We start from the raw sequence: 23,410 nt of genomic DNA on the forward strand, positions 1-23,410 counted from the left end.
TGATCAATGCGTAAGATGCAATGGACAGGCGTTGTAGCGATGGTGCTGGCGATGGGCGGTATCGTGTCCGCCGATTCAACGCCGAAGAAACCCACCGAGAAGCCCGCCGCGAAAAAGCCAGCCGCCAAGCCCAGCCCGGCGCTAGCGCAGGTTGAGGACGATCCGAAGTTGCCCCGTGTCCTGCTGATCGGCGATTCGATTTCCATGGGCTACACGCTCGACGTGCGCGAGCTGCTCAAGGGCAAGGCCAACGTTCATCGCCCGCCGACGAACTGCGGTCCGACGGCCACCGGTCTGGCGCAGCTCGATAAGTGGCTCGCCGTAGGCAGCCCGACGGGCGGGCCGGCGAAGAAGTGGGATGTCATCCACTTCAACTGGGGTCTGCACGATCTCAAGTACGTGGACGACAAGGGCACGATGGTCGATGTTGCCAAAGGCAAGCAACTGGCCTCGCCGGAGCAATACGAAAAGAACCTCCGGGAGCTGGTTTCCAAGCTGAAGGCAACGGGTGCCAAGTTGATCTGGTGTGCCACCACACCGGTGCCCGAAGGAACGACCGGCCGCCAGGCCGGCGACGACGCCAAGTACAACCTCGTCGCCGAGAAAGTGATGAAGGAGCAAGGCGTGCAGATCAACGACCTGAACGCCTTTGCCAAACCCAGGCTCGCTGAGATCCAGTTGCCGAAGAACGTTCACTATTCACCGGCGGGGTCGAAAGTGCTGGCGGCCGAGGTGGCGGGCGTGATCGAGAAAGCGCTGAAGCCGTAGATATCCCATCCTCCGACGGGCAGGCCTCCGGCCGGCAAAACCGCGGCGGGAAACGAAATTCCGGGTGCCATGGGCTGCGGTACTCCGCTGCCCGTGTCCGCCTCCCTGCAGGAACGACGCCACGGGCAGACGAGTACGTCAGCCCATGGCACCCAGAGTCAGCTTGTCTATCGACAAAGCCTAGAACTCCGCATGCCCCGGCGTCCGTGGGAACGGGATCACGTCGCGCACATTTGCCATTCCTGTCGCGTACATGATGGTCCGCTCGAAGCCCAGTCCGAACCCGGCATGGGGCACCGTGCCGTACCGCCGCAGGTCGCGGTACCACCAGTAGGCCTTGGGATCGAGGTGCGATTCGATCATCCGGCGGTCGAGGACGTCCAGCCGCTCTTCGCGCTGTGATCCGCCGATGATCTCGCCGATGCCGGGGGCCAGCACGTCCATCGCGGCGACGGTTTTTTCGTCGTCGTTCAGCCGCATGTAGAACGCCTTGATCTCCTTCGGATAGTTCATCACCACGACCGGCTTGCCGATGTGCTCTTCGGTCAGGAAGCGCTCGTGCTCGGTCTGAAGGTCGATGCCCCATTTCACCGGGAACTCGAACTTCCTTCCGCCGGCGACGGCTTTCTCCAGGATCGCGATCGCATCGGTGTAGGTGATGCGCTCGAAGCTCGATTCGACGAACTTCTCCAGCCGGCCGATGCAGGTCTTGTCGATCCGCTCGGCGAAGAACTTCATGTCGTCCTGCCGCTCGGCCAGGACCGCTTTGAAGATGTACTTCAGGAACGACTCGGCCAGGTCAGCGTCGGCCTTGAGGTCGGCGAACGCGATTTCGGGCTCGATCATCCAGAACTCGGCCAGGTGGCGCGGCGTGTTGCTGTTCTCGGCACGGAAGGTCGGGCCGAAGGTGTAGACCTTCGATAACGCCATGCAGTAGGTCTCGACGTCGAGCTGACCCGAGACGGTGAGATTCGCCGCCTTACCGAAAAAATCCTGCGAGTAGTCGATCTGGCCGTCGGGAGTACGCGGCATCTTCGCCAGGTCCAGGGTGCTCACCTTGAACATCTGCCCGGCACCCTCACAGTCGGAGGTGGTGATGATCGGCGTGTGGATCCAGAGGAATCCGTTCTCGTGGAAATAGCGATGGACCGCCTGGCTCAGGCAGTGCCGCACGCGGGCGACGGCGCCGAAGGTGTTGGTTCGCGGCCGCAGGTGCGCGACTTCGCGCAAGTACTCGAAGCTGTGCTGCTTCGGCGAGATGGGGTAGGTGTCGGGGTCGTCCACCATACCGAGCACTTCGACGTTCGCCGCCTGCACTTCGAATGACTGTCCCTTCCCCTGGCTGGCGACGAGCTTGCCGTCGATCACGACCGAGCACCCGGCCGTCAGATGCATGATCTGCTGCTGGTAATTGGGCAGCTTCCCGTCGGCGACAACCTGGATGTTGTCGAAACAGGACCCGTCGTTGATCGCGAGAAACGAGAACCCGCCTTTGGAATCCCGGCGGGTGCGGATCCAGCCCTTGAGCGTGACATCGGTGTCAACGGAGGGCTTGCCTTTAAGAGCGTCGGCGATGGAGACGTGTGGCATATGAATGATTGTAGGGTCCGCCTTGGCGGACGCGTTGTTCGAGGCCAGTCGTTCGGGGCCAGTCATGAATTGTGCGTGATGCGTCGCGTCCGCCAAGGCGGACCCTACATAGAGCTACTTCGTGTCGTACTTCTGCTCGTGCTTCGTCGCCGGCACGGTCAGGGTGTACGCCTTGGCGTCCGGCGCGACGGCGCATTTGATGTAGTTTCCATCACATTCCTTCTTCGGGTTGGCGATGAACTCGTCCGGCACGTTGTTCTTCTCTTCGCCTTTGCGTTCGTTCCGGTGCAGCTGATAGATCCCGACGATCGAGTCGGTTGTTCGGACGGTCTGCACCATCTCAGGCATGCACCCCTTGGTCGACCCGTTGGTGATCACCACCACCGTCGGCGCGACGGATTTGATCACCACCGGGTTATTGCTGACATCCAAGCCGTGGTGCGTCGACTGATAGACATCGACCTGCCCCAGGATGTTGGCAGGCACGGCGAGCTTCTCTTCAATGTTCCACGTCAGGTCGCCGCCGACAAACATCGACCAGTCGCCGAAGCGGATGAGCGAAGCGATGCTATTGGCGTTGTCGGAAAAATCGTCGGGCTTGCGGCGGGGGTTCTCGAAGTTAGTCGTCTTGGCGTCGGCCGGGGCCTTCATGACCTCCTTGCGGGCGGCGACGCAGGTCAGGCTGACCTTCGGGCCGGCGTCGAGATTCTTGAGCGGCAGTGTGTCGCCGGGGTTCAGGACGACCCGCTTATCGGCCTTGAACGCCAGGTACTCGGCCGAGGGGCGTTCGCGGCCGCCGGGGAACTCGCCGTTGTCGTAAACGGTGCCGACGGGGATCTGCGCGGCAACTTCGGCGATCCCGCCGAAGTGGTCGCGGTGGTTGTGAGTCAGGATGAAGAAGTCGATCCTGGTCAGCCCGGCGACCTCTTTGGCGACTTTCACGATGCGGGCCGAGTCGCGCGGCGGCTTGCCGGCATCGGCGGGATTCCCGGAGTCGATCAGGATCGACTCCCCCGCCGGCGTAACGATCAGCGTGCCGCCGCCGCCTTCGACGTCGATCCAATAGACATCCAGTTTTTTATCGGCCGCCCCGCCCAGGACCGATGCAGCCGGTATCAATGCCAGCAGAGCCGTCAGGATGCGTCGCATGGTTCTCCTCCTCGGTATGCAGATTCAGTGTCGGTCGTCGCCTCGAACGTGAACGCTATCACGCCGTGGGCGGCGTTTCCAGAAGTCGGGTGTTGATAAGGCGTTCTGACGTGAGTCACCCATTTTTGCTCCCTCATACCGCGGAGCGTTTCGTCCGATGTAGGCGTGTGCGGACTCGACGGGAGACTCCGCGCAACCGCCGGCGGTCGCTGTCGCGGCGCGGACTTCGATGCGTTGCTTCAGCTCCCGGTTTCACGAGATGACTACCATCCCTTGCGGCGGCGGACCGTGTTCCCTAGTCTCCGCCGATTACGCCGACTACCGTTGTCAGGGCGTTTAGACGGGCGGTCGACAGCGACCGCCGAGAAGAAGGATCCGATGAGCAGTTACAACCTGACGCATCTCAAGCAGCTCGAAGCCGAGAGCATCCACATTATTCGTGAGGTGGCGGCCGAGTTTCAGAACCCGGTCATGCTGTATTCGATCGGCAAGGATTCGGCGTGCATGGTACGGCTGGCGCAGAAGGCGTTCAGCCCCGGCCGGTTGCCCTTCCCGCTGATGCACGTGAACACGACGTGGAAGTTCCGCGAGATGATCACCTTCCGCGATCGCTACTGCAAAGAGAACGGGTTTGAGCTGATCGAGCACATCAACCACGAAGGCGTCGCCGCCGGTGCCAACCCCTTCGACTGGGGCAGCAACAAATACACCACCACGATGAAGACCGAGGGCCTGAAGCAGGCCCTGAACAAGTACGGATTCGATGCCGCGTTCGGCGGAGCCCGGCGTGACGAAGAGAAGAGCCGGGCCAAGGAGCGCGTCTACAGCTTCCGCGACAAGATGCACCAGTGGGATCCGAAGAATCAGCGCCCCGAGCTTTGGAATCTGTACAACGGCAAGGTGAACAAAGGCGAAAGCATCCGCGTGTTCCCGCTGTCCAACTGGACGGAGCTGGACGTCTGGCAGTACATCCACCTGGAAAACATTCCGATCGTGCCGCTTTACTTCGCCGCCGAGCGACCCGTCGTCTATCGCGACGGCACCATGCTGATGGTGGACGACGAGCGCATGCGGCTCCGCCCCGGCGAGAAGCCGGAGATGAAGCGCGTCCGCTTCCGCACGCTCGGCTGCTACCCGCTGACCGGCGCGATCGAGAGCAACGCAACCACGCTGCCGGAGATCATCGAAGAAATGCTGGTGGCGCGCAACAGCGAACGCCAGGGCCGCATGATCGACCACGACGAGCAGGGGTCGATGGAGCAGAAGAAGCGGGAAGGTTACTTCTGATGTTCGAGTTGCCGCGGCCGTAGCCGTAGGGTGGGCTTCAGCCCACCGCATCGCATTCGAACGCAGATTGTGTGCCCATGGCGAAGCGCCGCAAATCAATCCGCTGTATTGAGCCGTTTGCCTGAAAACAGGTTCTGATTCTCAAAGGTGTGCGGTGGGCTGAAACCCACCCTACAGACGTCATGATGCAAGTCGATCTCGCTAACGAAGACATTAACGCCTACCTCGCCCGCCATCAGAAGAAGGAACTTCTTCGGTTCCTTACTTGCGGGTCGGTGGACGACGGCAAATCGACCCTGATCGGTCGGCTTCTGCACGACACCAAGGGCATCTACGACGACCAGCTCGCCGCGGTGAAGAAGGACTCGGTTAAGCACGGCACCACCGGTGCCGGCGAAGTCGACCTGGCGCTGCTCACCGACGGCCTTAAGGCCGAGCGCGAACAGGGCATCACCATCGACGTGGCGTACCGGTACTTCAGCACCGACAAGCGCAAGTTCATCATCGCTGATACCCCCGGCCACGAGCAGTACACCCGCAACATGGCGACGGGCGCGAGCACCTGTCACCTGGCGATCATCCTCATCGACGCCCGGCACGGCGTCATGTCGCAGACCCGGCGGCACTCGTTCATCGTCTCGCTGCTTGGCATCAAGCACGTGGTCGTCGCGATCAACAAGATGGACCTCGTCGGCTTCAGCCAGGAGCGGTTCGAAGAGATCAAGGCCGAGTACACCGGGTTTGTTGCCAAGCTGGACATTCCCGACGTGCAGTTCATCCCGATGTCGGCCAAGAACGGCGACAACGTCGTCGAAAAGAGCGAGAAGTCGCCGTGGTATCAGGGCCCCCCGCTGCTGGCGCACCTGGAATCGGTACACATTGCGTCCGACGTGAACCTGCAGGACATGCGCTTCCCGGTGCAGTACGTCATCCGCCCGAACCTCGACTTCCGCGGCTTCGCCGGCACCGTTGCCAGCGGCATTATCCGCAAGGGAGATGAGGTCGTATCGCTGCCGAGCGGCAAGAAGAGCAAGGTCGCCAGCATCGTCACGTTCGACGGCGAACAGGACGAAGCGTTCGCCCCGCAGGCGGTGACTGTCACGTTGGAAGACGAAATCGACTGCTCTCGCGGCGACATGCTGATTCACCCGGCGAATCAGCCGCACGTGTCGTCGCAGATCGAGGCGATGGTGGTCTGGATGGCCGAGAAGCCGTTCGTTCCGGGCAAGACCTACTGGATCAAGCAGACGACCAAGACCGTGGGCGGCGAGATCGCCGAAGTGCGATACAATGTCGACGTCAATACGCTGGAGAAGAAGGCGTCGAATCAGATCGCGATGAACGAGGTCGGGCACGTCGTCCTGAGCCTGAATCAGCCGCTGGCGCATGACGCGTATCGAAAGAATCAATCGACCGGCGCGTTCATCATTATCGACCGGCTGTCCAACAGCACGGTCGGCGCCGGAATGATCCTGGAGCAGCAGGATCGAGGCGGCGCCGCCGGCGACCACTGGGGCCATGAGCCCGTCGCCGGGAAGCTGAAGCAGAAGGCGAGTTCGATCTCGCTCGCCGAGCGCGAACAGCGGCTGGGGCAGAAGGGGGCGACGGTCCTGTTGTACGGCCTGACGGGCAGCGGCAAGGCGACCATCGCCTACGCGCTGGAAAAGGTGTTGTTCGAAGCCGGTCGCACGGTGACGGTGCTGTATGGCCCGGATATGCGCCAAGGGCTGTGCCGCGACCTGGGCTTTACCGCAGACGACCGCAGCGAGAATCTCCGCCGAAGCGCCGAGGTGGCGAAGCTCTTTAACGATTCAGGGATCCTGACAATCTGCGCCTTTGTCGCACCGCACGATGCGGTGCGCGTCAAGGCCAAGCAGGTCATCGGCGGTGAACGCTGCGTGTCGGTTTACCTCAAGTGCGATCCGCAGATCGCGGAACAGCGCGACCGCACTGGTGCATGGGCCGCCGCCCGCGAGGCGAAGATGGCCAGCTTCCCCGGCGTGAGCGCGACGTTCGAAGAACCTTCAGCCGCGGACCTGGTGCTGGAAACCGACAAGCTGACCGTTGACGAATCGGTAGCGAAGATTCTCGACGCGTTGAAAATCCGCAGCATCGCATGAGACGAGCCGATCGGGATCGCAGCCGGCGATTCGGGCTGCTCAGTTGATTCGACCTGCGACCGCGAGTGGCGCGCTGCGCGGATATTTCGCGGACGTGGCCGAGCAGTTTTGCCGTCGCCCGTCGAAATGCCCTCGCCTTGTGCTTCGGTCGGCTGTCATTTCCAATTCCCCGCCCGTACACTTCCGCCCTCCGCCGACGGGGCGGATTCTGATCTTGGATTTTGTGACCCCTTCTCCCTCACATGAGTGCTCCGAAGAAGCGTCGGATCGGCTCGATACTGCGGTGGCTGATTGCCATTGTGGGGATCACTTACGTGCTCTGGAACATCCGTTTCCACGACCGCGTACGGGTGATCACTCCCGGCCCTGATTTCCAGGTGTCGGAGGTGCGCGTCTGGAACGACGCCGGCGAGAAAGACGCGACGTTCGTCATCGATGCAGACCAGCGCACCGTCCTTCGATCCGACCTTTGGACCCTTCCCGACCGGAAAACCGTTGAAACGGCCGACCCGCAACAGTCGGGCAAAACGCGCAAGTGGAAGCTCATCGCGGTGCGTCCGGCGGGTGATCTACCGTCGCCGGCCGTCGAACTGTTGGTGGAGGACGGCGACAGCAAGCAGCGGCAGATCATCCCCCCCGCCGCCGTTGTGACCAGAGACCCGATTCGCGTCACGTACCCGCTGGTGGAAGTCGGGGTCAGCCGGATGGTTCGCGAGGCGGACTGGAGCTTCCTGGCCGTCGCGATCCTGCTCATGCCGCTGAGCTATCTCCTGACGAGCTATCGATGGCACGTGCTATTGAAGTCGCAGCAGATCCGCATCGGCATGGCGCGTACGTTTGTCATCAACATGGTCGGGGCGTTCTACAACAGCTTCATGCCCGGATCGACCGGCGGCGACCTGGCCAAGGCGTACTACGCGTCGAAGTATTCAGAGCACCGAACCCGCGCGATTCTGACGGTTGTCGTCGATCGCATCATCGGGTTGCTCGCACTCTTCGTTCTCGGCGGAGTGCTTGCGGCGTTCCAGTGGCATGTGCCCGAATGCCGCAAGGTGGCGATCGCCGCGGGCATTGTCGTCACTGCGACTGCCGCCGGATTACTGGTGTTCTACACGCCGGCACTGCGTCGCGGCACCGGCCTTGACTGGCTGCTGGGCAAACTGCCCATGCAGAAGCAGGTCGGCCAGGCTGTTCACGCGATGGAACTCTACGGTAAACAGCCGAGGGTGATCATCTGGGCGTTTCTCTGCAGCTTCCCGGTGCACGTCACCACGATCCTCTCGGCGACGATGAGCGGGCAGGCATTTCATCTGCCGTTGTCGCCGCTGTACTACTGGGTGATCGTCCCGGTGATCGCACTGGTCGGCGCGATTCCCATCAGCCCTCAGGGCGCCGGGGTGATGGAGTTCTTCGCGGTGCAGCTGACTATTCACCGGGGCGTCACCGTGGCCCAGGCGGTCGCACTGGTCATGAGCATTCGCCTGGTCACGATCTTCTGGAACGTATTGGCGGGGATCTTCGTGCTCAAAGGCGGATACCACGCGCCGACAGAGGCCGAGCAGCACGAACTGGAAGACGACGGGAAGGAAGCGGACACGGGCAGCGTTCCAAGGCCTGCTCCTGCGACGAATGACGTGGTCGCTGCCGACAAGGGTAAGCCCACTTAACCGCCACTCCCAGCTACCCACTTGCGGGTTCCGTCCCTATCCGTGCTTTGTGAGCATATTGATTGCCGCCCGCATGTCTTTTGGCGGCGGCGCGGTCAAGGTGACCAGCTCTCCGTTCAAATCCGTGAACGCCAGCGACTCGGCGTGCAAAGGCAGCCGGCTGATGAGTGGTCGTTCGTCGTCGCCCCGTGTCGGCCGGTAGTCGCGCTTGAAACGGCTCAGGAAGAGGCCGTCGGTGTTCCGGCCGGCGTAGTAGAGGTGGTCGATCGCCAGCGGATGGCCGAGATGGGCCATATGAACGCGGATCTGATGGGTTTTACCCGTCTTGGGGAACAGCCGAACCAGCGAGAACTGGCGATAGCGTTGCTCGACGCGGAAGAGCGTCCGAGCCGGCCGCCCGCCATGCCGAACGACTGCCATCTTCAGGGCGCTGCCGGGATGCTCGCCGATCTGGGTCTGGATGTCCCCTTCGTCCTGTTCGACCCGACCGACAACGATCGCGAGGTACTGCTTCTGAATCGTGTTGTTCTGGAACTGGTGACAGAAGTGTCGCTGGGCGGCGGTGTTCAAGGCGTACAGCAGAACGCCGGTGGTTTCCTTGTCCAGACGATGGACGACCCGAACGCGCGGGTCGGCTGAGCCGGTCGAGGGAAGTCCAAGTTGACGCCCCAATGCTTCGAGCACGCTGTCGGTTTCAGCCCGACCGGGAATCACGGCGAGGCCTGCCGGCTTGGAGACGGCGACCCAGTCGTCGGTGCGGCGGAGAATTTCCAGGGGCGGGGTTCGCAATGCGGGAGGTTCTGATCACCGTCAAAAGGAAGGCTGGATCGGCATCGAACCGCGGTGCCTCCACTCCAGAGGCGACCGCGGACCCAGCGTCGATGTAAGTCAAGCTGCGCAGGTCCGCGATCGCCCGGACGCGACGGCGGGTTACTTCCCGCGGAGCGCCTCGGCCTTCTTGTACTGCTCGTCGGCTTCGGCCGTCTTTCCCTGCCCCTTGAGGGCATCACCGTAGATCCGCCGGGCCATGGTCGAGTCCTCGATCTTGACCACCTCGGCGACCACCGGCAACACCTGATCATACTTCTTCTGTGCCAGCAGGCTCTGGCTGAGGTTGAGCATGGTGCCCGGCTGGTTCGCCGCAAGGGTCAACGCCATGCGGTAGGCCTGCTCGGCATCGGCGGGATTGCCGCCGGCGTCGAGCGCGACGCCGTAATTGCTCCAGGCGTCGGCTTCCTTCGGGGCAGCCTCGGTGGCGAGCTTGGTCGCCTTGACTGCTTCGTCGACCTTGCCCTGCGCCAGGCGTACCAGGCCCAGGTTCATGCGGCTGCGCCACTCGCGGGAATCGAGCTTGAGCGACTTCTGATAGTTCTCGGCCGCGGGTTCCAATCGGCCGAGCAACTGCTGCGTCACGCCGAGCTTGTAGTAGCTGGTCGGCCCGTAAGGATCGAGTCGGGCCAGCTCGCGGTACTCGACCATCGCGTCTTCGTAGCGGCCGACATCCTTGTACGCGTCACCCAGGCGCTCGCGTGCCATGAGCATCTTGGGGTCGGCGGCGACGGCGGCTTCAAGGTCCTTGATCGCCGCGACGCGGTCGCCGGACTGATAAGCCTGGTCGCCCTTGGCGTAAAGCGCGCTGGCACCGGCCGCCCTGGTGTTTGGCGCTCCCGACGAACCACCGCCGGAACAGCCAGCTGCTGCGAGCAGGCCCAATGGGATCGCCAGCAGGGTGCGGTACGGCAGTTTCTGACCCTTGCCACCGGACCGCTTCGACAGATTCATAGACATAAGGTTGCCTTCCGTTTCCCGTGCGACATTTCCAGGGCGTGTGCTGCCCTTTTCGCCAATGTTCGCGTTTGCGTACCCGCCGTGCACCATCGACAGACCGACATTCGGCCCGCAACGGGTCTACGCCCGTTCAAGCGGCGCAAACTTTAGCGATCCGGCACGGCTAGTCACGCCCGCGCGACATCTCATTCGCCGCCGGGCCAAAGATCTCGTTGATTCCGCGCTAAGACACTTCTAGTATCCCGAGCGTCGATTCTGCGGCAACACCCGCCGACGCGATGGCTGAAGGTGACAGAGGTCTCCGACCGGACCCTGGTCCAGGCCGGCGAGTCAGAGTGCTGTTTTCCGAAAGGCGCCGCGTGAAGCTGCTGATTGCAATTCCTGTTCACAATGAACGCAAGTACGTCGAGAAGGTGTTGCGCAAGGTCCGTTCGTTCCACGACGACATCCTGGTGGTTGACGACGGCAGCACGGACGGCACCTCCCAGGTGCTCGGCACGATTGCCCAGGCGGGTGAAATCCACCTCATCCGCCATCGTACCAACCAGGGTTACGGCCAGAGCCTGATCGACGCCTTTGCCTTTGCCGATCACCAGGGCTACGACTGGGTCATCACCATGGACTGTGATGAGCAGCATGAGCCCCGGATGATCCCGGCGTTCAAGACGCTGATCGAATCCGATCGGTACGACCTCATCAGCGGTTCCCGCTACCTTCGCCCGCTATCCACTGACGATCTTCCGCCTCCCGATCGCCAGTCGATCAACGCCAAGATCACCGCACTATTGAATCGGCTTTTTAACTGGCGTATTACCGATGCGTTCTGTGGCTTCAAGGCCCATCGCGTTTCGGCGATGAACAAACTTTCGCTGACGGAAACCGGGTACGCGTTCCCGCTGCAATTGTGGCCGCAGGTGTGCGCCGCGGGGCTTCGTCTGACCGAACTGCCCGTGAGACTGATCTACAACGACGCGACGCGCACCTTCGGTGGCAACCTCGATGACGCCGGCCGCCGACTGCGGCACTATCTCGGCGTATTGTCGGCAGAGTTGACGGCGCAAGGTGCCTTCGCCGAAGCGGCGGCCGTCGAGACCGACGGTGTCGATGCGAGGGTCGTCAGGACCGACGCCGCCAAGGTGCCGGCCGCCTGTGGTTGCATCGCGTAGAGGATTGCGGGAATCGACACCGTTGTGGTGCAGTCGTCCCGGCTGCATGGCACGCGGGATGCCTGCACCACGAGCGCCGAATCCCGCAAAGTCATTTGGCGACGTTCGAACGCCCGGAACAACCATGTTCGCTGCCGGCTTGCTTCGCATCGGGCGTCGAGCCTCGACTGTAGAGACTCGGCAGGGCTTTGCCGATAGATTGCCGATTCAATGGACGACCTCGCTTCCCGCTACGACGCCTGGAAGGCACCGCAGAATGACGGTGCCGTCCTGCTGTGGCCCGAGCCGCGAACGCTGATCGCACAGGCCCGGGAGAATCAACAGAGCCTGGCGCGGGCCGCATCGCCCATTCAGAACACGCCGCTCTCCGAGCTTCGCAGGCAGCTTCGCCAGTTTCTAGGTATCCAGGACGACAGACAGCTCGCTTTTTTCACCGGACATCAGACGGAACTGCACCACCCGGGCGTCTGGGCGAAGAACGTACTGATCGACGCGGCTGCGTCCGCCATCGACGGTGTCGCGATGCACGTCGCGGTCGATACCGACGCGCCGAAGCATCTGTCGATTCGGTTCCCGGGGTTCAATCAACCCTTCACCGACGACCCGGCCGCCGCCTCGGCGGATTGGGCGCAGCTTGTCGCCCCGCCGACACCGGCACATCTGGCTTCGCTTTCCGGCGGGCTTTCAACCACTAGCGAGCACCTGCCGTTCTCGCTCGGGGTGCAACCGTTCCTGGACTGCTGTCGCCGATTTTCCCTCGACGCCGAGCACCTGCCACAGCTACTGACGGCGGCGCTGCACGAGTACGACTGGTCGCTGGGTTTGCGTTATTCGGCGTTGCTCGCATCGCCGATCTGGTCGTCTCCGCAGTTTCTGGCTTTCGCGCATCACCTGCTATGTCACGCCGACCGGTTTGCCGCCGACTACAACGCCGCCCTCAAGTCGTACCGCGAGCGCAACGGGATTCGGACGCCCGGCCGACCCATGCCGGAACTGGTGCTCAAGCGTGATGCGACAACCGGGAAAGCCGGCGACGCCGATGGCCACCAGGACGGTGACCGCTGCGAAACCCCCTTCTGGCGCGACGACCTGCAGCGTGGCCGGCGCGTTCGCGCCTGGGTCGAGCGCGCCGGCGGCCAATGGGCGCTGGTTGTCGGCGAAGACGCCTTCGGACTGGATCCCGCCCTGCCGGCCGACGAAGCAGCCGACCGCCTGGCGATCTTCCTTCGCCGCCACCAACTACGGCTCGCACCCCGAGCGCTCACGCTGACGATGACGCTAAGGCTTCTGGTGGCCGATCAGTTCGTCCACGGCATTGGCGGTGGACAGTACGACCAGGTCGCCGACGAGATCATCGCCCGGTTTTTTGCCGTGGATCCCCCGAGGTTCTGCGTCACTACCGCAACGCTCTACTGGCCGACCGCCGCGGGCCGGCGGCGAACGGATCTCCCGGAACTGCTCCAGGCGTTTCATCGGCTGAAACACCAGGTGCTCGGCGATGCCAAGTCGGAACTGGTGTCGGCGATCGTCCGTGCGCCCCGACGCAGCACCGAACGCCAGCAATTGTTCCAGCGAATGCACAGCGACCTCGCCGCCGCTTCGGCTGCCTCGGCAGAACTGGCGTCATGGGAGCAGCAGTTGAAAGACGCCTCGGTGCGGGTGATCGAGGAGCGGGCGATCTTCGATCGAGAGACGTTCTACGCGCTGCAGCCATCCGACCGATTGCATAGCCTCATCGGCACGTACGGCAGGATGATCCGCGGCTGACGGCGGGAAGTTCTTAGACGTGCCCCGATGATCGGTTAGGATGTCTCCCCGACGCGTTATGCACGACTCTATTGTTCCCAGCGAGCTTCCCGTTGACACCGACGAGATCGTTCTCGTTGACGAGTTCGACAGGCCCGTTGGCTATTCCAGCAAGCTGCCGCCTCACCAGGATGGAGGTCGGCTGCACCGCGCGTTTTCGGTTTTCCTCTTCGATTCCCAGGGCCGGGTGCTGCTCCAGCAGAGGGCAGCGGAGAAGTATCATTTCGGCGGGCTCTGGACGAACGCCTGCTGCAGCCATCCCCGCCGTGATCAACCTGTCGCCGAGGCGGCAAGGGCTCGACTGCGGTACGAGCTGGGCATCGATTTGCCACTGCGACCGCTGTTCAGCTTCATCTATCGTGCCGAAGACCCCGAAAGCGGTCTGACCGAGCACGAACTCGACCACATCTTCATCGGGGACTTTGACGGAACACCCCAGCCGCGTCGCACCGAGGTCGCCGACTGGGAATGGGCGGATCCACAGGCGCTGCTTCGCGACATCCTCCGCCGGCCGGGCCGCTACACGCCGTGGTTTCGACTGGTGTTGGATCGCGTTCTGAGCGAGTTCGCCTGTCGCAGAAAATAGTTCTGTAAGCTCAGGACGCAGAGCCGCTTACGTACTACCGTAGCATTGATATATCATACCGCCTGCCGGTCTTAGCGCAAATCTAATCAAATCATGTCATAACCCCAATCGTTCAGAGGGTTCGGTTTCGTCCAATATTGGAGCCGGTCCATTCAGGAGCATCCTGACTGGTCGGTTCGGACGGACTTGTTCACAGGAGCGTGGTTATGCGACTTCATTTCCGATTTATCGGCGGTCCACAGGACGGAAAGACCTTGCCCGTACCCAGCCCGGTGACCGGGGGAATGGAAATCTCCGTGCGTCCGGTCGAACCCTACCTGCCCTGCGCCACCTATACCCTCGGCGACGACGGCTTTTTCCGGTTTAGCGCGGTCGATCTGACCGACGCGACCGACGATCTGGAGTGCTGCCAGGCTGGCTCCTAGTACCGCCGGCCGTACGTCCAGCGACGATGGAAGAGAGCAGCTATCTCTGCTCGCCGGTTTCGCTCCCGTTCTTTGACCAAACCGCTCGGTAACTGAAATGCCCGGAAGTCTGTGATTGGGCGTATACCGCGGGGACGGGATTGCGCTTTGGTCGGAAAACGATTTTGTTTGCATCGATCAGATCGTTTCCTTACACTCGCTTACGGTCGATGAAGGATCCCTGAGCGTCGGCGACCGCGGAAGTTGCCCCGTTTTTGTGCAGGGTTTCTCAGTCTCGGCTGGGTGAATGGAAGCGGAGTTCCCGCCTTTTGTCCTTCGGTTTTCGAAGCACAACGCACTAAACGAAATTAGAGGTTTGCCCGGGTTTGGGTGATGTCGCCTCCGGTTCGATGACGCGACCCCTTGGCGCGGGATCGTTTGGCGGAGAACATGCCGAACCGCGGCGAAACGTCCGGCTGTGAATCGAGCCGGCGGGTCGTCGCGGTAGAGCGGGATTGAATGTTTCTGGGTTGTTGGTCTTGATTGTTTAAATTTGTTCGTCCAGTTGTTCCACGCATGACGTTCGTCGAGCATTGTCCGCCGATCGCCGTCTGGCACCGAAAACCGTCTTGCAGCCCTTCGCGGGGTTGGCTGTTCGGTCGCTCGGTCGGGTGTCTGCGAGTCTGATGTCAACGACGACGCCGACACCTCCGGCATGACGCATCAGGAGGCGGTTGGCGGAGGGAGAACCCGGCTCGGGATGCCCATCGAGTCCGTCGGGTGTGCGTGGATGAGTTTTAATGGCGCAGCTTCAGGAGGAACCTCCGTGTTCTTCAACGGTAACGGCCTCGATCGGGACGAGACTCGCCTCGGAACCAAAACTCCGGGGATCGCCAATTCCGGCGCAGCGGATTCCATCGCACGGGATTCCGCCAAAGCCACAGGCCGGTCCCGGGCACGAAGCCTGACGCTGCTGGCCATGGCGGCAACGGCTGCATTGCCGCCAGGGTTGCTCCGCTCGGCGATGGCACAGGTTTCTGCGGACGACATCCCCGTTCCCGCCGCGCGGACACCGCTGTTCGCGTTCCAGCAGCCCGCCCCGGCCGCGCAGACGCTGGACGAAGCCAAGTCGCTGCTGTCGCAGTCCCGCTATGAGGACGCCGCCGACCAGCTCTCGCTCCTGACGCCCGACGGCCTTGCCGCGGGCGAACTGCAGACCTACCTCGACCTTAAGAGCAAGATTGATAAGGGAATCGAGCAGCGTCGCGCTGCCCGCGACGCGTTCCGTGCCGGCGAGGACGCCCGCAAGGCTGGCAACAGCGTCGAAGCCCAGGCCCAGTACAAGTCGGCGATCGCCAACACGTTTGCCGATGAAGGCACTCGCCAGCGTGCAACCGAGCAGTTGGCCCTGGTGAGCGGCACCGCCGCCAACGATTCTCCGGGCAAGGTCGCATACCTGCTCGGCAAGGAGCAATACAAGGCCGGCGACTACCGCAGCGCCAAGCGGAACTTCGCCGCCGCCGGTCAGGCCGCCTACGAGCCGCCGCTGGGCCAGGACCCGCCGACGGTGTACCTGGAGCGTATCAGCAAGCGAGAGGCCGAGCTGGCCGCGATTCCGGTCACGCCGCCGGTGGCGCCGGTGGCAGTCGCCCCCGTGGTCCCCGCACCGACTGAACCCGGCACCGCGCCGGCGGTGAACCCGCCGGTGGCCGTTGTGCCGCCCGACGCCGTCAAGCCCGCCCCCGCACCCGTTGCCGGCGAAGCAACCCCGCAGACCCTGGTCGTCGATAACACGCCCGAGGCCGACCTTCGTCGGACCGCCCAGCTCGAGGCGATTGCCAAGCAGCAGGCGGCGTACGATGCCCGCGTGCTCGTCACCGAGGCCACCAAGGCCAAGGGACAGGGCAAGACGCAGGAAGCCTATAACCTGTACTCGCAGGCCGTTGCGAAAGATCCGGAGAACCAGGCCGCGCTCGCCGGCCGCGATGAACTGGCTTCGGTTCTCGGTCTGGACGTTGCCCGCCGCGATCCGTTCACCGGAATCGAGAGCGCGACCAAGCAGCGTCGCGAGGAAATCGACTTCAACTTCAAGTCGGCCAAGCAGGACTTCGACGCCGCCCTGGCGCTGCAGGAGTTCGGTAAGGCCGATGCCGCGCTTAACGCGGCACGTACGGCCGTCGTCGCCAACCCCGGCGTGCTGACCCGCGATGAGGCTCGCTCGTACAACGATCAGTTGACGGCGATGAACCTCGCGCTGACCCAGACCCGCGACGAATCCATCCGCAAAGCCGAAGAGGCCCGCAAGATCGCCGAGGTCGAACGCCTGACCCGCGAACGCGCCCGGGCAATCCAGGAACGCGAGCGGACTGTCGCCGACCTGATCATCACCGCCCGCGCACTGACTGACGCCGGCAAGTACCGCGAAGCGATCGGCGTGACCGACCAGATCCTCCTGCTCGAACCGAACAACGATTACGCCAAGGGCGTTCGCCCCCTGCTCGAAGACCGCGCCAACTTCGCCGAACAGCGCAAGTACCGCGAGCTGTTCGACCGCGAGGCGACCCGTCAGTTAAACTCGGCGGAAGAAAAGCTCATTCCGTACGACGACATCCTCCGCTATCCGACCGACTGGCCGGATATCAGCGCGATCCGCGATCAGACCGTCGCGCAGGAACGTGGGATCGGTACCGAAGAGCGTGCCATCCAGGCCCAGCTCGAGCGCAAGCTGCCGGAAGTCAAGCTCGACAACATCGGCTTTACCGACGTCATCGAGTTCCTTCGGGACGTGAGCGGCGCCAACATCTTCGTCAACTGGAAGGCGCTCGAAGCCGCCGGCATCGACCGTAATTCCCCGGTTTCTGTTCGCCTGTACAACGTCAAGTTCTCCAAGGCGCTGACGATCATCCTCGACAGCGTCTCGACCCCCACGGCGAAGCTCGGATACACGATCGACGAAGGCGTCATCAGCATCTCGACGGGTGAAGACCTGTCGAAGAACGTGCTGACCCGCGTCTACGACATCCGCGACCTGATCATCGACATTCCCGACTTCACCGATGCCCCCGACTTCAACCTCCAGAGCACCAGCAACTCTCAAGGCGGTGGCGGCGGTGGTGGTGGTGGCGGTGGTGGTGGCGGCGGCGGCGGGTTGTTCAGCGGCAGCAACAGCGGTGCTGCCAATAAAGACGTCGGCAAGAGCCGCACCGAACTGATCGAAGACATCACCAAGCTCATCCAGGAAACGGTCGCCCCTGACACCTGGCGTGAAGTCGGTGGCTCGGTCGGCGCGATCAAGGAGCTCTCCGGTCAGCTCATCGTTACGCAGACCCCCGAGAATCACCGCTCGCTGGTGGCGCTGCTCGAGCAGCTTCGCGAGCAAAAGAGCATCCAGGTCACGGTCGAAGCCCGCTTCCTCACCGTGCAGCGCAACTTCCTGGAAGATGTCGGCCTCGACTTCGACTTCATCTTCAACATCAACGGTTCCAACAGCAAAAAGATCAGCCCGATCGTTGTCAACAACGACAGCTCGACCTTCACGCTCGGACCCACAACGCCGCTGCCCGGAAGCATCGGCACCACCGCGCAGGGCCTGACAACGGCTGCAACATTCCTGGATGATTTCCAGGTGAACCTGTTGCTCCGCGCCACGCAGGCGAGCCAGGTCAGCACCGTGGTGACCGCGCCGCGTGTGACGCTGTTCAACGGCCAGCGGGCTTACGTGCTGGTTGCCACGCAACGTGCCTACGTTTCCGATCTGAACCCCAGTGTCGGTCAGAACACCGCTTCGTTCGACCCGACCATCAGCATCGTCGAGTCGGGCGTGCTTCTGGACGTGCAGGCGACCGTCTCTGCCGACCGCAAGTACGTCACGCTGACCCTGCGTCCGCAGTTGGCGACCCTGGTTGCTCTTCGGGAGTTCACCTTCCAGAACGGCACGAACGCCAGCAGCAACCCGGCCGGCGGCGCGCCGATCATCATTGGTGGTAACGGCGGCTCGGCTCCGACGGGTATCATCCAGACGCCGGAAATCCAGATCACCGAAGTGCGGACCACCGTCAGCGTTCCCGACGGTGGCACCCTGCTGCTCGGCGGTCAGACCCTGTCGGGCGAGATCGAGAAAGAGGCCGGCGTGCCGGTGCTGTCAAAGATCCCGGGTCTCAAGCGGCTGTTCACCAACCGATCGACCGCCAAGGACGAGCAGATCCTGCTGATCCTTGTGCGGCCGACGATCATCATCCAGAAGGAAGTCGAGCAGCGACAGTTCCCCCTGCTCAACACCCGCGTCGGCGGCTAAAGCCGTCTTTATCGCAGGCATCCCATACCCCAGGCGTCCCGGCTCGACCATCGAGCCGGGACGCTTGTCTTGTTTCAGGTCGCGTTGTTCACCGGAGAATGCAGGACCACCACGGAGGACACTGAGAACACGGAGAAATCACGGAGCACTTGCCCGAATGTGATCTACGCAGCCTGCGAGTCGAATGAATTGCTCAAGTCGTTCGTGAGCCTCTTCTCTGTCTTCATCCCCGTAAATTGCTCCGAAAATCGAACTGATGAACGCCAAGACGCCAAGTTGCCAAGGACGCAATCCAAGGCAAGGCAACTCTTGGCGTCTCGGCGTCTTAGCGTTCAATCCTGGTGCCGTACGAAGGTTTCGTTGTCTCTCTAAGAGGCCAGATGATGGGCCCCGTGGTGGATTTCCGGGGCTCGGCGTTGGTCGGAATCCGGCGGCAGTCGATTCCTCCCCAAGAAACGCGGGTTTGCGGACGATGAAGATGCCTGAGGAGGCGGATTGGACGCCGCAGATGTTATGCGGTAAGACCCCCGCTTCGATTTTCTCGGACTTGTCCTTTGCCTATGTCTGCCACGACTCTCGAATCGCGTCCTGAGCCTGCGGCCATTAGTTGTGCCCGGGGCGCCGAAGCCTGGCCCCTGCGGCGAAGTCTGACGCGCGTCACGGTCGCGTGGATGTTCGGTGCGATCTGGTTCAACGTTATCACCGGGGCTCCGATCGTTGCCTTCGCCAAGGGACTCGGGGCGAGCTATTTCCAGTTCGGCTTGCTCGCCGCGATTCCGTACGTCGCCGCATTGTTCAGCCTTCCCGGGAGCCTGTTCGCCGAACGGCATGGCGGTCGTAAGTCGATCTTTCTCAATGCGTTTTACATCCAGCGAGGGCTCTGCTTCGGGGTTGCGGCAGTCCCGGTGCTGCTGTTGTGGCTCAAGGGTTCGCAAGGCGCTTCGGTCGCGGTGTCCGTTCTGTTGGTGTTGATGTTCCTGATGCACGCCGTCGGCGCCGCCGGCAGCCCGTCGTGGGTAAGCTGGATGGCGGATGTCGTACCAAAGCGGATTCGCGGGTCTTACTTTTCCAAGCGGCGTCAGTGGGGAATCGTTTCAGCCGTCCCCGCTGCCCTGGCCACCGGCTGGGGGCTGGAGTATCTCGCCGGCGTGCCGTCGGCGTCGTCGCCGCTGCCGGGGGTATCGGCAGTGGTGTTCTGGACGGCGGTTCTGATCGGCGTGACGGCGTTCTTCGGGATTGCGGACATTGCGCTTTTCCGCCCCCTGCCGCATACCCCTCGCCCGGTGGTGACCGGCTCGAGCCTGCTCCAATCGATCGCGGTACCGCTGAAGGACCGGCCGTTCATGACGATGTCGCTCTTCGTCGGGGCGATCAACTTCACCGTCGGTTTCACGAACCAGTTCGCGATGGTTTATGTGATTGACCGCCTGGGTGTTGGGCAGGTTCAGGTGCAACTGATGCTCCTGGTTGCGCCAATGCTCCTTCAGCTGGCCATGCTGCCTGCCTGGGGCGCGGCGGTGGACCGCATGGGGCGAAAGCCTCTATTGATGATCGCTGGCCTCGGTTTGATTCCCATGGGGTTCGGATGGTGTGCCATGGGACAGGGTGGCACCGGAATGGCGTGGCTTGGCTACGTCCTTTTTGCCGGCGGATCGGCCCTCTGGACCGGCATCGAAGTCGCCAACTTTAACGGCGTGCTAGATGCCGGCGGTCGTGCTGAGACGGGCGGCGGCAGTGGCTATCACGCCGTCAACACGGTGGTCATCAACCTGGCCGGCTGCGGCGGCGGGCTGATCGCCGGCTTGGTCGCGACGGCGCTTGCGGACTGGCACTGGCAGCCGTTCGCTGCCTTTGGCGCGCTGGACTTCTACGATGCACTGTTTGCTCTCAGTGGCCTGATGCGCGCGGCCGCGCTGATCGTGCTCGCTCCCCTGATCGTCGAGCCGGCAGCGAAGTCCGTCGGACAGACGTTGCGTTTCATCATCCGCTACTCCGCCACGGGTATTCGCGACCGATTGGCATTCGACAGCCGCCAGGATGTTCGAACGCCCACGCTGCCGGCGGTATGCGCTACGATACGCCCGGAGGAGCCAGCCGACGTGCGCTCGGCGGCATGAGCCGTCTGATCAACCGCGGTTCCGCTCAGGTCTGACGCTAGCGCTCTATCTGGGGATTGGCCGGTTCGGCCGGCTTGGCCTTCAAGAGTTCTCTGCTCATCACGGCGTTCATCAAAAGGGCCGTCGGTTTCTCACCAACTTGATGAAAAGTGACGTCGGCGCCAACAGGCCCGACCTAGATCCGATAGCCCAGGGCAACGCCCTGGGATTGGGTCGGCCCAACAGTAACAGGCCTGAATGGCCGGGATATCGAACGGCGTACATGGCGGCCCATTCAGGCCTTGACCGCGTGGGGGCCAGGTCGTCCCATACCGATGCCACGGGCGGCAGATGACGGCCCCCTGGGCCTGCGTACACGCCCGTCAATCGCTTTCACCCCGTTTCCACCGTGGTGCCTTATCCGGGCTACAGCGATGTGCATGAAATAACCCAGGCCGGCCAAGTTCATTGGCCGGCCCGGGTCGTTGTCGTTCGAAGGCGAATCAACCGTCGCGTGTGACCGCGATCAGTTACCGCCTGTCGAATTGTTCTCTTCAGAAGCGAAGTTCCTGTCGTACAGGAAGCCGAAGCCGTAGGTGAAGCGGAATGCACCACGGATGGCGGCGATGAACGGCGCCAGCGCGTTGGTGCCGACCAGCACCTGGTCGTCGGGCTTCAGGTACAGGTCCGGGGCCGAGCCGTCGAAGATCGCGGCGAGGTTGATGCGGACGAAGACTTCCTTGTTGCCCGGCAGGCGGCGGATGATGTCCGTGCGTTCCGGGATTGCCAACTGGTCGAGCATGCGGGCGGCGATGATCGCCTGCTTCAGCGTGATGCGACGCTGCGACAGCGTGTAGGCACCAGGCGAGCCGACGTGACCGCCGACGTAGTATTCACCCAGCGGCAGGTTCTGGACAATGATCATGTCCTTCGGCTTGATGACGACGTTGTACTGAAGTTCGCCGTTACGCAGCCGTTCCAGCGGGATGTGGATGATTCGGACGTTCTCCGGAGCCGAAAGATCTTTGAAACCCTTGAAGCTGGTGCCGGGTTCGGCAGCGGCCGGTGTAGCCGGGGCGGCGGGTTCGGCCGCGGGAGTCGGTGCGGGCGTCGGAGCCGGGGCAGGGGTCGGCGACGGCACGGGAGCTGGTTCCGGTGCCGGGGTCGGGGCGGGAGTTGGAGCAGGCGTCGGTGCGCCCGCGCCGGCGGCCGGCGTTGCGTCGCCGATGTAGACCTTCTTGCCGTCAACGTAAATAAATCGGCCCTTCTCGTCAGAGTTGCCACCCGTGGCCTGAGCGAGCTCGGGGAACTGTTCGGCCATCAGCAGCGGTGCGCCCGTGTTGACGGAGCGGACGGTGGTTCCGAACTTGGTGGCTTCCGATGCGGTAACCGGCCCGATCGGCATCCGAGCCGCCGCCGGAGCGGTCGGCTGGATCGCGCCAAAACGGGGCGAGGTCGGCACCATGCCCTGGGGCTTGATGTCTTCCACGCCGCCGCCTGCGGGCTTGGGCTTCGACTGGCCGCCATCGACCGGCGGGGTCATGTCGGTCTTGCCGGCGCCTCGGCCGTCGGTTCGACGGATGATGTAGAGGTCGGTCACCAGCGGAGACGCGGTGTCACGGGCGAGGGTCAGGGCGTCGAGCACGCGGAAGTCGGGGTCGACCAGTGCGTACTGGCCTGGTCCGTTGACGGCACCGAGGATGCTGATGACTGCACCGCGGCGTTCGACAACGGCTACCGTCACCTGGGCGCGTTCGATGATCTTGGCGCCTTTGTACGCCTCGATGATCGCCTGCTCCATCTCGTATTCGGTCTTGCCCTCGGCCTTGAGCTGGCCGACGAACGGCATCGAAATGCTGCCGCTCTCGGACACGCGGCTGGTCTTGGTGGTGATCGTTCCCGGGCCGTTGAGGTCGCTGATTTCGATCTGCAGCAAGTCGTTCTTGCTGATGACGTAATCCGACGCCTTAACCAGCAGGTCGTCCTGCGTGGGCGGCTGCGCGGTGACGAAGTCGCGGTTGGGCTCTTCGATCGCCGGATCGACCTGATTCAGGATCGGCACGATCATCGTCTTTTTATTGACGCGGCCGGCCAGTTCGCTGGGGTCGATCCAGGACTTGGTGTCCAGAATGTTGAAGCTGTTGACCTGCGGGTTGGTGCAACCGCCGACGGCCGCAAAGCCCGTCAACGCCACACACACCGCCAGCCGACCGGCTTTCCGATTCAGATTCTCGGGGAGAAAACGCAAGGCGTGCTCCTTTCAGTCCCTTTTTCGATCCACACACAAGGCTTCGTTCACAACTGCAGCGGTTGTCCGTTCGAAGGACAAGCCGACGTAAGTCCGGCGTCAGAATGAAAGTCAGACGACGACGCGCGGGCGACCTCCGCCGGGAGGCTCGTCCAGCCCTTGGACCGGCCCGCCACGTACCTCGCATCTTGCCGCAAACCCCATCTCAACGCAAATAGACGTATCGGTGGTCGCGGAAAGTGCGCCGGGCTCAGATCAACATCGGGTCGCGGCCGAATGACTGCAAGCAAAAACCAGTGCGAACACGACTTATAGCCCGCTACCCTTCTGATCGGCTATCCGCCGGTAACGAGTGTAATGATCGAACGGACCGAATCTCGCATTGCCGGCTTATCGGACGTCGCGTTAGGCCGCCTGATGGGATAACGCAACTCCGCGGTA

15 protein-coding genes are annotated in these 23,410 nt (G+C 62.9%); 10 read left to right on the forward strand and 5 right to left on the reverse strand.

The window, feature by feature from the left end:
• Positions 1-6 precede the first annotated feature (6 nt).
• On the forward strand, positions 7-768 hold the full coding sequence (locus tag IPV69_RS05070) for an SGNH/GDSL hydrolase family protein (RefSeq protein WP_206293831.1): 762 nt from the start codon (positions 7-9) through the stop codon (positions 766-768).
• A 180-nt stretch (positions 769-948) separates the two neighbouring features.
• Here IPV69_RS05070 and asnS read toward each other — a convergent pair whose 3' ends face one another.
• Together asnS and IPV69_RS05080 are read right to left on the reverse strand one after the other, a co-directional pair.
• Entirely contained in the window at positions 949-2,358 is a 1,410-nt protein-coding gene (asnS, locus tag IPV69_RS05075) for an asparagine--tRNA ligase (protein WP_206293832.1), read from the reverse strand.
• 114 nt (positions 2,359-2,472) lie between these two features.
• The gene (locus tag IPV69_RS05080; protein WP_206293833.1) at positions 2,473-3,507 is read right to left on the reverse strand and encodes a ComEC/Rec2 family competence protein; all 1,035 of its coding nucleotides are present in this window, start codon (positions 3,505-3,507) and stop codon (positions 2,473-2,475) included.
• 324 nt (positions 3,508-3,831) lie between these two features.
• On the opposite strand from IPV69_RS05080, the gene cysD reads away from it, so the two are divergent.
• The 3 genes from cysD to IPV69_RS05095 all read left to right on the forward strand — a co-directional run bounded on the left by cysD (position 3,832) and on the right by IPV69_RS05095 (position 8,581).
• On the forward strand, positions 3,832-4,794 hold the full coding sequence (cysD, locus tag IPV69_RS05085) for a sulfate adenylyltransferase subunit CysD (RefSeq protein ID WP_390884376.1): 963 nt from the start codon (positions 3,832-3,834) through the stop codon (positions 4,792-4,794).
• A gap of 182 nt (positions 4,795-4,976) precedes the next feature.
• On the forward strand, positions 4,977-6,914 hold the full coding sequence (cysN, locus tag IPV69_RS05090) for a sulfate adenylyltransferase subunit CysN (protein ID WP_390884377.1): 1,938 nt from the start codon (positions 4,977-4,979) through the stop codon (positions 6,912-6,914).
• 242 nt (positions 6,915-7,156) lie between these two features.
• The gene (locus tag IPV69_RS05095) at positions 7,157-8,581 is read left to right on the forward strand and encodes a lysylphosphatidylglycerol synthase transmembrane domain-containing protein (protein WP_206293836.1); all 1,425 of its coding nucleotides are present in this window, start codon (positions 7,157-7,159) and stop codon (positions 8,579-8,581) included.
• Between the two features lie 36 nt (positions 8,582-8,617).
• Here IPV69_RS05095 and IPV69_RS05100 read toward each other — a convergent pair whose 3' ends face one another.
• Entirely contained in the window at positions 8,618-9,370 is a 753-nt protein-coding gene (locus IPV69_RS05100; RefSeq protein ID WP_206293837.1) for an RluA family pseudouridine synthase, read from the reverse strand.
• Positions 9,371-9,511: 141 nt separating this feature from the next.
• Positions 9,512-10,369, reverse strand: coding sequence for a tetratricopeptide repeat protein (locus IPV69_RS05105; protein WP_206293838.1), 858 nt, complete (start codon positions 10,367-10,369; stop codon positions 9,512-9,514).
• A gap of 359 nt (positions 10,370-10,728) precedes the next feature.
• Between IPV69_RS05105 and IPV69_RS05110 the strand changes: the two genes are divergently transcribed.
• From IPV69_RS05110 to IPV69_RS05135, 6 genes are all read left to right on the forward strand, one after another.
• Entirely contained in the window at positions 10,729-11,535 is an 807-nt protein-coding gene (locus IPV69_RS05110; RefSeq protein WP_206293839.1) for a glycosyltransferase family 2 protein, read from the forward strand.
• Positions 11,536-11,745: 210 nt separating this feature from the next.
• A complete protein-coding gene (locus IPV69_RS05115; protein ID WP_206293840.1) occupies positions 11,746-13,302 on the forward strand; it encodes a hypothetical protein in 1,557 nt (518 codons plus the stop codon).
• 58 nt (positions 13,303-13,360) lie between these two features.
• Positions 13,361-13,927 carry an isopentenyl-diphosphate Delta-isomerase gene (gene idi / locus IPV69_RS05120; protein WP_206293841.1) on the forward strand — a complete coding sequence of 189 codons (567 nt, stop codon included), beginning with the start codon at positions 13,361-13,363 and terminating at the stop codon, positions 13,925-13,927.
• A gap of 206 nt (positions 13,928-14,133) precedes the next feature.
• A complete protein-coding gene (locus IPV69_RS05125; RefSeq protein ID WP_206293842.1) occupies positions 14,134-14,352 on the forward strand; it encodes a hypothetical protein in 219 nt (72 codons plus the stop codon).
• A gap of 805 nt (positions 14,353-15,157) precedes the next feature.
• Complete coding sequence (locus IPV69_RS05130) at positions 15,158-18,625, forward strand: hypothetical protein (protein WP_206293843.1); 3,468 nt, start codon at positions 15,158-15,160, stop codon at positions 18,623-18,625.
• A gap of 560 nt (positions 18,626-19,185) precedes the next feature.
• Positions 19,186-20,742, forward strand: a complete 1,557-nt coding sequence (locus tag IPV69_RS05135; RefSeq protein WP_206293844.1) for an MFS transporter — start codon at positions 19,186-19,188, stop codon at positions 20,740-20,742.
• Between the two features lie 505 nt (positions 20,743-21,247).
• Here IPV69_RS05135 and IPV69_RS05140 read toward each other — a convergent pair.
• On the reverse strand, positions 21,248-22,969 hold the full coding sequence (locus tag IPV69_RS05140; protein WP_206293845.1) for a polysaccharide biosynthesis/export family protein: 1,722 nt from the start codon (positions 22,967-22,969) through the stop codon (positions 21,248-21,250).
• Positions 22,970-23,410: the final 441 nt, after the last annotated feature.

Source organism: Humisphaera borealis (assembly GCF_015169395.1).
Lineage (GTDB): Bacteria > Planctomycetota > Phycisphaerae > Tepidisphaerales > Tepidisphaeraceae > Humisphaera > Humisphaera borealis.

Coding starts and splice junctions, on each gene's coding strand:
- IPV69_RS05070 (WP_206293831.1), top strand. CDS start 7: ATGCGTAAGATGCAATGGACAGGCGTTGTAGCGATGGTGCTGGCGATG.
- asnS (WP_206293832.1), bottom strand. CDS start 2,358: ATGCCACACGTCTCCATCGCCGACGCTCTTAAAGGCAAGCCCTCCGTT.
- IPV69_RS05080 (WP_206293833.1), bottom strand. CDS start 3,507: ATGCGACGCATCCTGACGGCTCTGCTGGCATTGATACCGGCTGCATCG.
- cysN (WP_390884377.1), top strand. CDS start 4,977: ATGATGCAAGTCGATCTCGCTAACGAAGACATTAACGCCTACCTCGCC.
- IPV69_RS05095 (WP_206293836.1), top strand. CDS start 7,157: ATGAGTGCTCCGAAGAAGCGTCGGATCGGCTCGATACTGCGGTGGCTG.
- IPV69_RS05105 (WP_206293838.1), bottom strand. CDS start 10,369: ATGTCTATGAATCTGTCGAAGCGGTCCGGTGGCAAGGGTCAGAAACTG.
- IPV69_RS05115 (WP_206293840.1), top strand. CDS start 11,746: ATGGACGACCTCGCTTCCCGCTACGACGCCTGGAAGGCACCGCAGAAT.
- idi (WP_206293841.1), top strand. CDS start 13,361: ATGCACGACTCTATTGTTCCCAGCGAGCTTCCCGTTGACACCGACGAG.
- IPV69_RS05125 (WP_206293842.1), top strand. CDS start 14,134: ATGCGACTTCATTTCCGATTTATCGGCGGTCCACAGGACGGAAAGACC.
- IPV69_RS05135 (WP_206293844.1), top strand. CDS start 19,186: ATGTCTGCCACGACTCTCGAATCGCGTCCTGAGCCTGCGGCCATTAGT.